We start from the raw sequence: 11,971 nt of genomic DNA on the forward strand, positions 1-11,971 counted from the left end.
CCTGTGCTGCTGGGCCCCACCCCTGTTCGCGCGCCTCAGGACCGGTTGTCGTGGTCCTGGCGCAGTGGGAGCTGGGCTAGCGCTTCTTGCGCGCGGCCTCGGCGGCGACGGCCTGCGCCTCGGAGAAGGCGTCGGCCTCGTCCTCCTCGCGTCCCGGGGTGCGGAAGTTGAACTTCGTGATGAGGAAGCGGAAGAGGAAGTAGTAGATGACGGCGTAGACCAGGCCGATGATGACGAGCATGACCGGGCCCTGGAAGAAGCCGCCGGACAGCTCGGAGGACTTGCCCATGTTGATGAGGTAGTCGAAGAGGCCGGCGGAGAAGGTGAAGCCGGTCTTGATGCCCAGGGCGTTGACGATGACCAGCGCGAGACCGGTGAGGACGGCGTGGACGGCGTACAGCGGGAAGGCGACGTAGGCGAAGGCGTACTCGAGGGGCTCGGTGACACCGGTGAGGAAGGCCGTCAGGGCCACGGAGACCATGAGGGCGCCGGTGACCTTGCGCTTGGAGGGCTTGGCGGTGTGCCACATGGCCAGGGCGGCGGCGGGCAGTGCGAACATCATGATCGGGAAGAATCCGGTCATGAAGCTGCCGGACCAGGCGTTGGTGCCGTCGACGCCCTGGAAGAAGCAGTTGAGGTCGCCGTGGATGGTCTCACCGGCGGAGTTGGTGCAGGAGCCGAGCTGGAACCAGGGCAGGGAGTTCCACAGGTGGTGCAGGCCGAAGGGGATGAGCAGACGGTTGATGACGCCGTAGACGAAGTAGGCGATGGAGCCGCCGATGCCTCCGTGGGTGCCAGCCTCGATGAGCCAGCCACCGAGCTGGCCGTTGATGAGCCAGTTGAAGGCGGGGTAGATCGCGCCCATGACGACGCCGACCAGCACGGCCGCGCAGGAGGTGACGATCGGAACGAAGCGGCGGCCGCCGAAGAAGGCGAGCCAGTCCGGCAGCTTGACGCGGTAGAACCTCTCCCACAGCTTCGCGGCCACGACACCGATGATGATGCCGCCGAGGACACCGTAGTTGATGGTGTTCTCAGCCGGGGTCTCGCCGCCGGCGCCCCAGTAGGGGGCGAGGGCGGAGAGCACGCCCTGCAGGACGAGGTAGCCAAAGAGGCCGGCGACGCCGGTGGAGCCGTCCGCCTTCTTGGCGAAGCCGATGGCGACGCCGACGGCGAAGATGAGCGCCAGGTTGGCGAAGACCGCGTTGCCGGCGGCGGCCATGACGTCGGCGACGGGCTGCATCCACGGCAGGGACTTGGACACGCCGTCGGCGCCCAGCATGTCGCCCTGGCCCAGACGCAGCAGCAGACCCGCTGCGGGAAGTGTGGCGATGGGGAGCATGAGTGAGCGCCCGAGGCGCTGCGCCAGGGCGAACATGCCGCCCGACTTCTTCTTCTCTGACACGAGGTCCTCCAGATCCGGGAGCGCGTGGCGGCAGTGCCACGCGGGGGACGCCGCCCGGGGAGGGCGGCTCCGGCCCGACGGGCGCCACTGCACTCGTCTGGACCAGCGGCATCAGCAAAGACCAGACAACAGACGTTGTCAAGCGCCTGCTTCCACCTTCCAATCGGCAGGATCTCAGGAGGTTCCCCCGGTCTCCCCCGCCGCGCCCCAGCCCAGTCGGCACGGCGGCCGCCCCGGACGGGCACAATGGGCACACCCACCTGTCCGACCGGAAGGAGACCGCCGTGCCTCAGAAACACCCGTCAGGCGCGCGCGAGCGGACCGGCGCGCGCGCCAAGTACGTCATCGTGCGCGAGCACCTGCTCGCCCTCATCTCCGACGGCCTGTCGGCCGGGGACCCGCTGCCCTCCGAGCGCGAGCTGTGCGAGCGCTTCGGCGTCTCGCGCATGACCGTGCGCCAGGCGGTCGACACCCTCGTCGCCGACGGCGCCGTCGAGCGTCACCAGGGCCGGGGGACCTTCGTCGCCCCGCCCAAGCTCGACCTCCAGCTGCGCCTGACCTCCTTCAGCGACGAGATGCGGCGCCGCGGCATGGAGCCCGGCGCGGTCTTCCTCGTCGCCGAGACCGTCGCCGCCCCGCCCACGGTCACGGCCCAGCTCGAGCTCGCCACGGACGGGCGGGCCCACCACCTGCGCCGCCTGCTGACGGCCGACAGCGTGCCCATGGCCCTGGAGGAGACCTGGATCCCGCAGCACCTCGCGCCGGACCTGCTCGACGGCGCTCTGCCCTCCTCCGTGTACGAGGAGCTCACCCGCGCAGGGCTCACGCCCCAGTGGGGCGAGGACGTGCTCGAGGCCCGGGCCGTGACCTCCGAGGAGGCGGCCCTGCTCGGCGTGCCGGAGCGGGCCCCCGCCCTGGACATCGTGCGGCGGACCTTCCACGAGCACACCGCGGTGATCTACTCGCGCTCCCTCTACCGGGCGGACCGCTACACGCTGTGGGTCCCGGTCTCGGCGCCGGGACCGCGCCGCCGGCGCCCCGAGGACCTGCCGACGGGCGCCTGAGCCCCGGCCACGCGGCCCTGCCACCCGGCGCACCGTGACTCTCCGGGGCGGCCCGCGACGGGACATGGCGGGACTCGGCCGACAGGACCTCGCCATCGGCCGAGTACCGCGCTACCATCGCGCTGGTATGGACCACCTCCCTGAGGAGCGACGACGCCCGCAGGACCCCCGGTCCGCCCCATCCGCCGGCCCCGCGCCGGCCAGACCCTAGGAGAACCCGCATGTCCCAGGCCCAGAGCATCGTCGACGCCCTCGGCGGCTTCGACAACATCATCGAGATCGAGCCCTGCATCACCCGCCTGCGCTGCGAGCTGGAGGACTCCTCCCTCGTGGACGAGGCCGCCCTCAAGGCCGCCGGCGCCCACGGGGTCCTCAAGGCCGGCGACGCCGTCCAGGTGATCGTCGGCCCCAACGCCGACACCATCGCGGAGGACATCGAGGACCTTCGATGACCCTCGACGTCGCCGCCCCGCTGGCCGGCCGCGTCCTGGCCCTCGACGACGTCCCGGACCCCGTCTTCGCCGGCAGGTTCGTCGGCCCGGGCCTCGCCGTCGACCCCGACCGGACCGAGCGCACCGATGTCACCGCCGTGGCGCCCGTCAGCGGCACCATCGCCAAGGCCCACCCCCACGCCTTCATCGTCACGACCGAGGGCGGTCCCGCCATCCTCGTCCACCTGGGCCTGGACACCGTGGGGCTGGCGGGCCGGGGCTTCGACGTCCACGTCCGCGAGGGCGACGCCGTCGCCGCCGGGGACCCCGTGGTCACCTGGAACCCCGCCGGCATCGAGGAGGGCGGGCTCAGCCCGGTCGTGCCCGTCATCGTCCTCGAGGGCGACGAGGAGTCTCTGGGGCTCACTGCGCCCGGCACCCACCTGGCCGCGGGGGACGTGCTGCTCACCTGCCACTGACGCCACTGAGCCCAGCGCGACGCAGTGGGGCGGTCACCCCGGGAGGGTGACCGCCCCACTGCCGCAGCCGGCCGGCGCCGGCCGGGCGCTCAGGCCCGGCCCAGGGCCTCGCGCACCACCGCGAGCAGGCTCGCCAGCCGGGCGTTGCCGGGCAGGTCCTCGACCAGCACCACCTCACCGGAGCCGTCAGCGAGCGGCTGGCGCCAGTTCGGGTACTCCTGGTCCGTGCCGGGCTGGTTCTGGGCCCGGCGCTCACCGACGCCGTCCACCAGGGAGACGCCCACCAGGCGGGCGGGCGTGCGGGCGACGTAGCGGTGCAGGGCCTCGACGACCTCCCGCTCGGACGGGTTGTCCCCCAGCAGGCCGTGCTCGCGCAGCCGGGTGAGCATCCGGTCGCGCTCGAGGCGGGCCTCGGCGCGCACCTGCTCGACCGGCTCGGTGAGCAGGCCCAGGCGCTCGCGCAGGCTCACGTGCTCCTCAGCCAGGTACCCGGCGGTCGGCGGCAGGTCGTGGGTGTTGACGGTCGCGAGCTGGAGCGAGCGGTAGGCCTCCGGCTGCTTCGGCCAGCCGTCGTCCTGCTTCTCGAACCACAGGACCCCGGTGCCGAGCACCCCGCGGCTGGCGAGGTAGTCGCGCGCCCACGGCTCGACGGTCCCCAGGTCCTCGCCGATGACGACGGCCCCGGCCAGGTGGGCCTCGAGCAGCAGGACGCTGACCATCGCCTCGTGGTCGTAGCGCACGTAGGCGCCCGCGTCCGCACGCATGCCCTCGGGGATCCACCACAGGCGGAACAGGCCGATGACGTGGTCGACCCTCAGGGCGCCCGCGTGCCGCAGGACCGTGCGGGCCATCTCGCGCAGGGGCCGGTAGGCGTCTGCGGCCAGGCGCACCGGGCTCCACGGCGGCTGGGACCAGTTCTGGCCGAGCTGGTTGTACATGTCCGGGGGCGCGCCGACGCACACGCCCGGCGCGAAGGACTCGGGGTCGCTCCACACGTCGGCACCGCGCGGGTGGACCCCGACGGCGAGGTCGTCCATGATGCCCAGCGCCATGCCGGAGGCCTTGGCCACCGCCTGCGCCCGCTCGAGCTGCTCGTCCACGACCCACTGCAGCCAGGCGTAGTAGTCGATGCGCTCGCTCAGGGTCCTGGCCTCGTTGGCCACGTAGGCGGAGCCCGCGTCGCGCAGGGTCGCGGGCCACTGGGCGAGCGGCCCGTACTTCTCCGTCAGGGCGCACCACAGGGCGAAGCGCTCCAGGCCCTCGCCCTGCTCGGCGCGGAAGCGCTCGAAGTCGCGCTGGCGGGCGCGCGAGCGGCCTGCGGCGAAGATGACCTCCAGGGCCTCGCTCTTGGCCTTCCAGGCGGCGTCGCGGTCGATCGGCTCGGCGCTGTGGTTGGCCGCCTCGACCTCCTCCAGGGCCCACTGCACCAGTGAGCGGCGCGGGCCCGCCAGGCGGGAGACCTCGAGGATGTTCTCGGGGCGGATGTAGACCGGGTTGACGAAGCGCCTGGTGACCGGCAGGTAGGGCGAGGCCGTCATGGGCCCCGCGGGCTCGGCGGCGTGCAGCGGGTTGATGAGCAGGAAGTCCGCCCCCTCGTCACCGAGGAGGCTGGCGAGCTCGGCCAGGTCGTCGGCGTCGCCGATGCCCCAGGAGCCGGCGGAGCGGACCGAGTAGAGCTGGGCCATGACGCCCCAGCCCCGCTCGCCCAGCGCGGAGGGCATGTCGAGGTGGTCCGGGGCGATGGCGAGGGCGGCACGGGCCTCGGTGGAGCCGTCACCGACCCGGGCGACGAGCTCGTGCCAGCCCAGCGGCAGGTCGGTGGGCAGGACGAAGGTGGCCTGGCCGGTGAGCACACCGTCGACGTCGCGGGCGGGGGTCCAGTCCTCGACCTGGGTCAGGGGGCGGTGGGTACCGTCGTCGAGCACCGCCTCGACCCAGACCGGTGCGCCATCAGGCACGTGGACGGCGACGGGTGCGGCCGTCCCCTGGCGCGCGACGACGGTGGGCGGCAGGACCTGGCGCCACGGGGCCGTCTCCGTCTCCCACAGGGAGCGCTCGATCTCCTCCTCCGTGGAGGCGGCCACGCCGAGGGCGGCAAGGACGGCGACGAGGGTCTCGCGGGACGGGGAGGCGGGTCGCCCGTGGTAGTCCCAGTAGTCGACGAGGACTCCGTTGGCCTGGGCGAGCTGGATCAGTCGCTCGGATGCGGAGCCGGGGCGGGGGTCGGTCATGGCAGGGCCTCAGGGGTTGGGCGCTGGGCGCGCGGTGGCTAAGTGGTTGAGGGCCGGGCGGGTCGCCGTCCTGCCGCGACGGTGCGGGGACGGGGACGGCTGCTCGTCTTGCTGCAAGGGTTTCACACACGTCTGCGCCGCGCCAACAGCAAGTGCGGCGCGGCGCAGAGTTACGTGGGCCCTCGTGCTGCGCGGTGCGGAGCGCGCGGGTCAGTCGAGGGCGGCGATGGCGGCGGCCAGGTCGTCAGCGGTCGGTCCGACGACGACCTGGACGACGCGGCCGGAGCGGACGACGCCGAAGGCACCGGTGGCCCGTAGGGCCTCCTCGTCCACCTTGTCCTGGTCGACGACCTCCACGCGCAGGCGTGTGATGCAGGGCTCGAGGTCCGTAATGTTCTCGCGGCCACCCAGTCCCTTGACGATGTCAGCGGCGGTGCTCATTCCATGTCCCTCCCGGTCAGTGCGTGTCGCCCGTCACTTTATCCCAGATCCTCCGCCCAGTCCCGCCGCCCCGGCCCCGTCGGCCCCGGAACTGCCGCCTCCCCCTTGTGTCAATCGTCTTTCACCCTGCGGCGGAATGCTCACCGGCAGCCCGGGACCGGTGCACAATGGGCGCGACCGGACTCCGTCACCGTCGAGGAGCAGCCCATGACCACCTCCACCGCGCCCGCCCCCGCCCCCGAGCCGCTGTCGGGGATCGGCGTGAGCCCGGGCCTCGTCGCCGGCCCCGTCGCCCGCATGGCCCCCGGCATCCCCGAGCCCCCCATCGAGACCCTCGACCAGGCCCGCGACCTCGACAAGGAGTGCGAGCGCATCGCCCTGGCCGCCCAGACCGTCAAGAAGGGCCTCGAGCTCTCCGCCGCCGAGGCCAAGGGCGAGGGCCGCACCCTGCTCGAGACCACCGCCCAGATGGCCGCCGACCCCACCCTCACCTCCTCCGCCCAGGCCATGGTCCGCGAGCGCCGCCTCGTGCCCGAGCGCGCCGTGTGGGAGGCCGCCGGGACCCTGTGCGCGATGCTGGAGTCGCTGGGCGGCTACATGGCCGAGCGCACCCGCGACGTGCAGGACGTGCGCGACCGCATCGTCGCCGTCCTCACCGGCTCCCCCATGCCCGGCATCCCGCACCTGCCCGAGCCCTTCGTGCTCGTCGCCCAGGACCTCGCCCCCGCGGACACCGCCCTGCTCGACCCGGAGAAGGTCGTCGCCTTCGTCACCTCCGAGGGCGGGCCCACCTCACACACGGCGATCCTCGCGCGCGCCCTGGGCATCCCCGCCATCGTCGGCACCGGCGCCGCGGTCACCGACACCCTGTCCGACGGCGACATCGTCCTCATCGACGGCACCAAGGGCACCATCACCCGCGACCCCAGCGAGGACGCCCTGCGCCGCGCCCGCGAGCTGGCCCAGCGCGTGCGCGTCTTCAACGGCGACGGCGCCACCAAGGACGGCCACGAGGTCCAGCTGCTCGCCAACGTCGGCGACGGCGCCGCAGCCCGCTCCGCCGCCGAGGCGGGCGCCATGGGCATCGGCCTGTTCCGCACAGAGTTCTGCTTCCTCGACCAGCCGACCGAGCCCACCGTCGAGCAGCAGGTCGAGGCCTACACGCAGGTGCTCGCCGCCTTCCCCGGCAAGAAGGTCGTCGTGCGCACCCTCGACGCCGGCGCGGACAAGCCCCTGCCCTTCCTCACCGACGCGACCGAGGAGAACCCGGCGCTGGGCGTGCGCGCCTACCGCACGACCCGCCGCGACCCCGAGGTCCTCGACCACCAGCTCGAGGCCCTGGCCCGTGCGGAGGCCGCCACCGAGGCCAAGGTGTGGGTCATGGCCCCCATGATCTCCACCGTCGAGGAGGCCCGGGCCTTCACGGACAAGGCGCGCTCCTACGGCCTGAGCACCGCCGGCATGATGATCGAGGTCCCCTCGGCGGCCCTCATGGCCGACGCCATGTTCGAGCACGCGGACTTCGCCTCCGTCGGCACGAACGACCTCACCCAGTACGTCATGGCGGCCGACCGCCTGCTGTCGACGCTGGCGGACCTGTCCACCGCCTGGCAGCCTGCCGTCCTGCGGCTCATCAAGACCGCCTGCGACGGCGCCGCCCCCCACGGGCGCCCCGTGGGCGTGTGCGGCGAGGCCGCCGCGGACCCGGCCCTCGCCGTCGTCCTCGTGGGCCTGGGTGTGGCCAGCCTGTCCATGACCGCCCGGGCCCTGCCCGACGTCGACGCCGTCCTGAAGTCCGTCACCCTGGAGGACTGCCGGCGCATCGCCGCCCTTGCCGTCGCCTCCCCGACCGCGGAGGAGGCGCGCACCGCCGTGCGCGCCGAGCTGCCGGTCCTCGAGGAGCTCGGTCTGTGACCCTGCCCTACCCCGTCCCCGCCGCGAGCGACGAGCCGCTGGGCTCCGTCACGCGCGTCCTCGCGCTCAAGGCGGGCGACGGGGAGGACACGTTCACCGGTGGCTCCCTGCCCCAGCTCTCGGGCCGCGTCTACGGGGGCCAGGTGGTCGCCCAGGGGCTGCTGGCCGCAGCGGCCACCCTCGTCGACGACGGGGACGGCCCGCGCCTGCCCCACTCGGTGCACGCCTACTTCATGCGCGGAGGCCGGCCGGAGACCCCTATCCGCTTCGACGTCGAGCGCATGCACGACGGCCGCTCCTTCTCACAGCGGCGCACCACCGCCTCCCAGGAGGGCTCCGTCATCCTCACGATGGTCTCCTCCTTCCAGGAGACCCAGGAGGGGGCGGAGGTCCAGCTCCCGGCGCCGCAGGTGCCCCGGCCCGAGGAGCTGACGAGCGCGCTCGAGATCTTCCGGACCATCGACCACCCGGTGGCGAGGTTCCTGGGCCGCACGGCCGCCTTCGACCAGCGTCACGTGGAGGGCAACATCTTCCTGCGTCCCGCTGAGACCGCTGAGGGGCGCCAGCACCTGTGGGTGCGGTCCCGGGGACGAATTCCCCAGGACGCCACGCAGGTCGTCCACCGGGCCCTGCTGGCCTACATGTGCGACCAGGTGATGCTCGAGCCGGCGCTGCGCAGCCAGGGCCTGTCCTGGCGCAGCGAGGGGATGAGCCTGGCCACGCTCGACCACGCACAGTGGTTCCACCGGGACGTCGACGCGAGCGACTGGCTGCTCTTCGTCCAGGACTCCCCCACCTCGCAGGGCGGCCGCTCCATGGCCCGTGCAGAGGTCTTCGACTCCTCGGGACGGCTCGTGTCCACCATCGCCCAGGAGGGCATGGTGCGCATGCCCACCGCCACCCGCTCCGGCGACGGCCGCTGGGCGATCCGCACCGCCGAGGGCGAGGACGGCTCGCCCATCCCGGCCCCACGAGGGTGAGGCGGTCAACCGGTTGCTGCGGCGCCGTCGTCGTCCCTCTCCCGTAGGCTGTGCCCTGGACACCCGCACCCCCACGAAAGGCGCAGTGAACCTGTGGCTGAGTACATCTACTCGATGATCAAGGCGCGCAAGGCGCACGGTGACAAGGTCATCCTCGACGACGTCACCATGTCCTTCTTCCCCGGCGCGAAGATCGGCATGGTCGGCCCCAACGGCGCCGGCAAGTCCTCCATCCTCAAGATCATGGCGGGCATCGACCAGCCCTCCAACGGCGAGGCGCGCCTGACCCCCGGCTACAGCGTCGGCATCCTCCTGCAGGAGCCCCCGCTCAACGAGGACAAGACCGTCCTGGGCAACGTCGAGGAGGGCGTCGCCGAGATCAAGGGCAAGCTCGACCGCTTCAACGAGATCTCCGCCGAGATGGCGGACCCGGACGCCGACTTCGACGCCCTCATGGAGGAGATGGGCAAGCTCCAGACGGAGATCGACGCCGCGGGCGCCTGGGACCTCGACTCCCAGCTCGAGCAGGCCATGGACGCCCTGCGCTGCCCGCCGCCCGACGCCGAGGTCAAGCACCTCTCCGGAGGTGAGCGCCGTCGTGTCGCCCTGTGCAAGCTCCTGCTCGAGGCCCCCGACCTGCTGCTGCTCGACGAGCCCACCAACCACCTGGACGCCGAGTCCGTCCTGTGGCTCGAGCAGCACCTCAAGAGCTACGCGGGCGCCGTCATCGCCGTCACCCACGACCGCTACTTCCTCGACCACGTCGCCCAGTGGATCGCCGAGGTCGACCGAGGCCACCTCTACCCCTACGAGGGCAACTACTCCACCTACCTGGAGACCAAGGAGAAGCGCCTGGAGGTCCAGGGCAAGAAGGACGCCAAGCTCGCCAAGCGCCTCAAGGAGGAGCTCGAGTGGGTCCGCTCCTCCGCCAAGGGCCGTCAGACCAAGTCCAAGGCCCGCCTCGCCCGCTACGAGGAGATGGCCGCGGAGGCCGAGCGCACGCGCAAGCTCGACTTCGAGGAGATCCAGATCCCGCCGGGCCCGCGCCTGGGCAACGTCGTGCTCGAGGCCAGCCACCTGTCCAAGGGGTTCGACGGTCGCACGCTCATCGACGACCTGTCCTTCACGCTGCCGCGCAACGGCATCGTCGGCATCGTGGGCCCCAACGGCGTCGGCAAGACCACCCTGTTCAAGACGATCGTCGGCCTCGAGCCGCTCGACAGCGGCGAGCTCAAGATCGGCCAGACCGTCAAGCTGTCCTACGTGGACCAGACCCGCGCCGGCATCGACCCGGACAAGACCCTGTGGGAGGTCGTCTCCGACGGCCTGGACTACATCCAGGTCGGCAACGTGGAGATGCCCTCGCGCGCCTACGTGGCCGCCTTCGGCTTCAAGGGCCCGGACCAGCAGAAGCCCGCAGGGGTCCTGTCCGGCGGCGAGCGCAACCGCCTCAACCTGGCGCTCACGCTCAAGCAGGGCGGCAACCTCATCCTCCTGGACGAGCCGACCAACGACCTCGACACCGAGACGCTCGGCTCCCTGGAGAACGCGCTGCTCAACTTCGCCGGCTGCTCCGTGGTCATCACCCACGACCGCTGGTTCCTCGACCGCGTGGCCACGCACATCCTGGCCTGGGAGGGCACGGAGGACAACCCCGCCCAGTGGTACTGGTTCGAGGGCAACTTCGCCTCCTACGAGGAGAACAAGGTCAAGCGCCTGGGCGCGGAGGCGGCCCGTCCGCACCGCGTGACCTACAGGAAGCTGACGAGGGACTGAGCCCGCGCGCGGCGCGCCACAGCGCGCACGGCAGGACAGCTTCTACGCTGCTACGCGGCAGGACAACGTCCGTGCCGTAGGACAACCAGAACGCGCAAGGACAAGCTGGGGGAGCCTTCCAGGTTGTCCTTGCGTCAGCAGGTTGTCCTTGCGCGCCGGCCCGACGGTGTCCCCGCGTCAGCCCGGCCAGCCCGCCCGCGCTGCCGGCGCCGTCCGCACCGTCGACGACGGGGTCAGTCCTCCCACGGGTTGACGAGATCGACACCCGTGTCCACGAAGTCACCAGTGTTGCGGGTGGCCAGAGCATAGCCGCGTGAGCGCGCGACGGCGGCGATGAGCGAGTCCATGACCGGCAGCGGGCGCCCTGCGGCCCTCGCTCGACTGACCATCGTCGCCCAGGACGTTGCCGCAGAGAGGTCGAAGGGAAGCACCCGCCCCTCGAAGTAGGGCAGCACGGTGTCCTCAAGACGCTCGCGCAGGTGATCTCGGCGCCGCCCGTCGGCCATGACGGCGACTCCTGTGCGCAGCTCCGCGACCGTCAGTGCCGTGGTGTACAGGATGGTCGGAGGCTGTGCGTCCAGCCAGCGAACCACCCTCAGATCGGGACTGGGCCGCAGAGGCTCGGAGATGACGTTCGTGTCCAGGACGATCACAGCAGGTCCAGCGGCTCGTAGGGTGCGTGGTCGCGTGCACTGACGATCTCGGCTCCGCCCACCTCGCGGCCGATGCGTTGCAGCAGGGTCCCCAGTCCCCGCTCGGGAACCGGAGCGACCGCATCCGTGAGGATCTGCCGGATCTCGGCCTCCGTGCTGCGCTTGTGCCGGCGAGCACGTGCCTTGAGGGCCGCATGCGTCTCCTCCGGGATCCCGCGGACCACCACACTGACCATGACCCCTCCTCAAGTGATATCACATCGCCACTACGATATCACTTGCGTCACCGGGCAGGCTCTCAACACCCTGGGAGACCCGACCCGACACCATCCCCGCGTCAGCCCGGCCAGCCCGCCCGCGCTGCCGGCGCCGTCCGTGCCGCCGGCACGGCTCCGCCGTAGGACACCCCCCCCGCACGGCAGGACAGCTTCTACGTTTCTACGCGGCAGGACAACGTCCGTGCCGTAGGACAACCAGAACGCGCAAGGACAACCTGGGTGGGCCTTCCAGGTTGTCCTTGAGCGTCTGCGTTGTCCTTGCGCCAGCAGGTTGTCCTTGCGCACCGGCCCGGCGGTGTCCCCGCGTCAGCCCGGCCAG

The 11,971-nt window shown here is 72.0% G+C and carries 11 protein-coding genes; 6 read left to right on the plus strand and 5 right to left on the minus strand.

Going from position 1 to position 11,971, the window contains the following annotated elements; translation table 11 throughout:
• Nucleotides 1–76 precede the first annotated feature (76 nt).
• Nucleotides 77–1,378, minus strand: coding sequence for a PTS transporter subunit EIIC (locus H6X67_RS07730; RefSeq protein ID WP_250649236.1), 1,302 nt, complete (start codon nucleotides 1,376–1,378; stop codon nucleotides 77–79).
• Between the two features lie 311 nt (nucleotides 1,379–1,689).
• Here H6X67_RS07730 and H6X67_RS07735 point away from each other — a divergent pair, with 311 nt between their 5' ends.
• From H6X67_RS07735 to H6X67_RS07745, 3 genes are all read left to right on the plus strand, one after another.
• Nucleotides 1,690–2,469 (plus strand): GntR family transcriptional regulator, encoded by a 780-nt coding sequence (locus tag H6X67_RS07735; RefSeq protein WP_249368948.1) that lies wholly within the window; start codon nucleotides 1,690–1,692, stop codon nucleotides 2,467–2,469.
• A gap of 221 nt (nucleotides 2,470–2,690) precedes the next feature.
• On the plus strand, nucleotides 2,691–2,921 hold the full coding sequence (locus H6X67_RS07740) for a PTS sugar transporter subunit IIB (protein WP_249368947.1): 231 nt from the start codon (nucleotides 2,691–2,693) through the stop codon (nucleotides 2,919–2,921).
• A complete protein-coding gene (locus tag H6X67_RS07745) occupies nucleotides 2,918–3,379 on the plus strand; it encodes a PTS sugar transporter subunit IIA (protein ID WP_249368946.1) in 462 nt (153 codons plus the stop codon). The genes H6X67_RS07740 and H6X67_RS07745 overlap by 4 nt, the downstream gene beginning before the upstream one ends.
• 89 nt (nucleotides 3,380–3,468) lie before the next feature.
• Here the strand turns inward: H6X67_RS07745 and malQ are convergent, their stop codons facing one another.
• Both malQ and H6X67_RS07755 read right to left on the minus strand, forming a co-directional pair.
• Nucleotides 3,469–5,610: a 4-alpha-glucanotransferase gene (gene malQ / locus H6X67_RS07750; RefSeq protein ID WP_249368945.1), complete on the minus strand. Its 2,142-nt coding sequence runs from the start codon at nucleotides 5,608–5,610 to the stop codon at nucleotides 3,469–3,471.
• 210 nt (nucleotides 5,611–5,820) lie between these two features.
• Nucleotides 5,821–6,051, minus strand: a complete 231-nt coding sequence (locus tag H6X67_RS07755) for a PTS sugar transporter subunit IIB (RefSeq protein ID WP_249368944.1) — start codon at nucleotides 6,049–6,051, stop codon at nucleotides 5,821–5,823.
• A 207-nt stretch (nucleotides 6,052–6,258) separates the two neighbouring features.
• Here H6X67_RS07755 and ptsP point away from each other — a divergent pair, with 207 nt between their 5' ends.
• From ptsP to ettA, 3 genes are all read left to right on the plus strand, one after another.
• A complete protein-coding gene (gene ptsP, locus H6X67_RS07760; RefSeq protein WP_249435493.1) occupies nucleotides 6,259–7,965 on the plus strand; it encodes a phosphoenolpyruvate--protein phosphotransferase in 1,707 nt (568 codons plus the stop codon).
• Entirely contained in the window at nucleotides 7,962–8,945 is a 984-nt protein-coding gene (locus tag H6X67_RS07765; protein WP_249367672.1) for an acyl-CoA thioesterase, read from the plus strand. The genes ptsP and H6X67_RS07765 overlap by 4 nt, the downstream gene beginning before the upstream one ends.
• Before the next feature lie 93 nt (nucleotides 8,946–9,038).
• Nucleotides 9,039–10,721: an energy-dependent translational throttle protein EttA gene (gene ettA / locus H6X67_RS07770; RefSeq protein ID WP_249367671.1), complete on the plus strand. Its 1,683-nt coding sequence runs from the start codon at nucleotides 9,039–9,041 to the stop codon at nucleotides 10,719–10,721.
• A 233-nt stretch (nucleotides 10,722–10,954) separates the two neighbouring features.
• On the opposite strand, the gene H6X67_RS07775 is transcribed toward ettA, so the two are convergent.
• Both H6X67_RS07775 and H6X67_RS07780 read right to left on the minus strand, forming a co-directional pair.
• Nucleotides 10,955–11,374, minus strand: coding sequence for a type II toxin-antitoxin system VapC family toxin (locus H6X67_RS07775; protein ID WP_249367670.1), 420 nt, complete (start codon nucleotides 11,372–11,374; stop codon nucleotides 10,955–10,957).
• Nucleotides 11,371–11,610, minus strand: a complete 240-nt coding sequence (locus tag H6X67_RS07780) for a FitA-like ribbon-helix-helix domain-containing protein (RefSeq protein ID WP_249367669.1) — start codon at nucleotides 11,608–11,610, stop codon at nucleotides 11,371–11,373. The genes H6X67_RS07775 and H6X67_RS07780 overlap by 4 nt, the downstream gene beginning before the upstream one ends.
• Nucleotides 11,611–11,971 lie beyond the last annotated feature (361 nt).

The sequence above is a fragment of the Actinomyces sp. AC-20-1 genome, from assembly GCF_023369555.1.
GTDB lineage: Bacteria > Actinomycetota > Actinomycetes > Actinomycetales > Actinomycetaceae > Actinomyces.

Excerpts from the sequence above, each read along its gene's own strand:
- H6X67_RS07730 (WP_250649236.1), bottom strand. The coding sequence starts at position 1,378 with ATGTTCGCCCTGGCGCAGCGCCTCGGGCGCTCACTCATGCTCCCCATC.
- H6X67_RS07740 (WP_249368947.1), top strand. The coding sequence starts at position 2,691 with ATGTCCCAGGCCCAGAGCATCGTCGACGCCCTCGGCGGCTTCGACAAC.
- H6X67_RS07745 (WP_249368946.1), top strand. The coding sequence starts at position 2,918 with ATGACCCTCGACGTCGCCGCCCCGCTGGCCGGCCGCGTCCTGGCCCTC.
- malQ (WP_249368945.1), bottom strand. The coding sequence starts at position 5,610 with ATGACCGACCCCCGCCCCGGCTCCGCATCCGAGCGACTGATCCAGCTC.
- H6X67_RS07755 (WP_249368944.1), bottom strand. The coding sequence starts at position 6,051 with ATGAGCACCGCCGCTGACATCGTCAAGGGACTGGGTGGCCGCGAGAAC.
- ptsP (WP_249435493.1), top strand. The coding sequence starts at position 6,259 with ATGACCACCTCCACCGCGCCCGCCCCCGCCCCCGAGCCGCTGTCGGGG.
- H6X67_RS07780 (WP_249367669.1), bottom strand. The coding sequence starts at position 11,610 with ATGGTCAGTGTGGTGGTCCGCGGGATCCCGGAGGAGACGCATGCGGCC.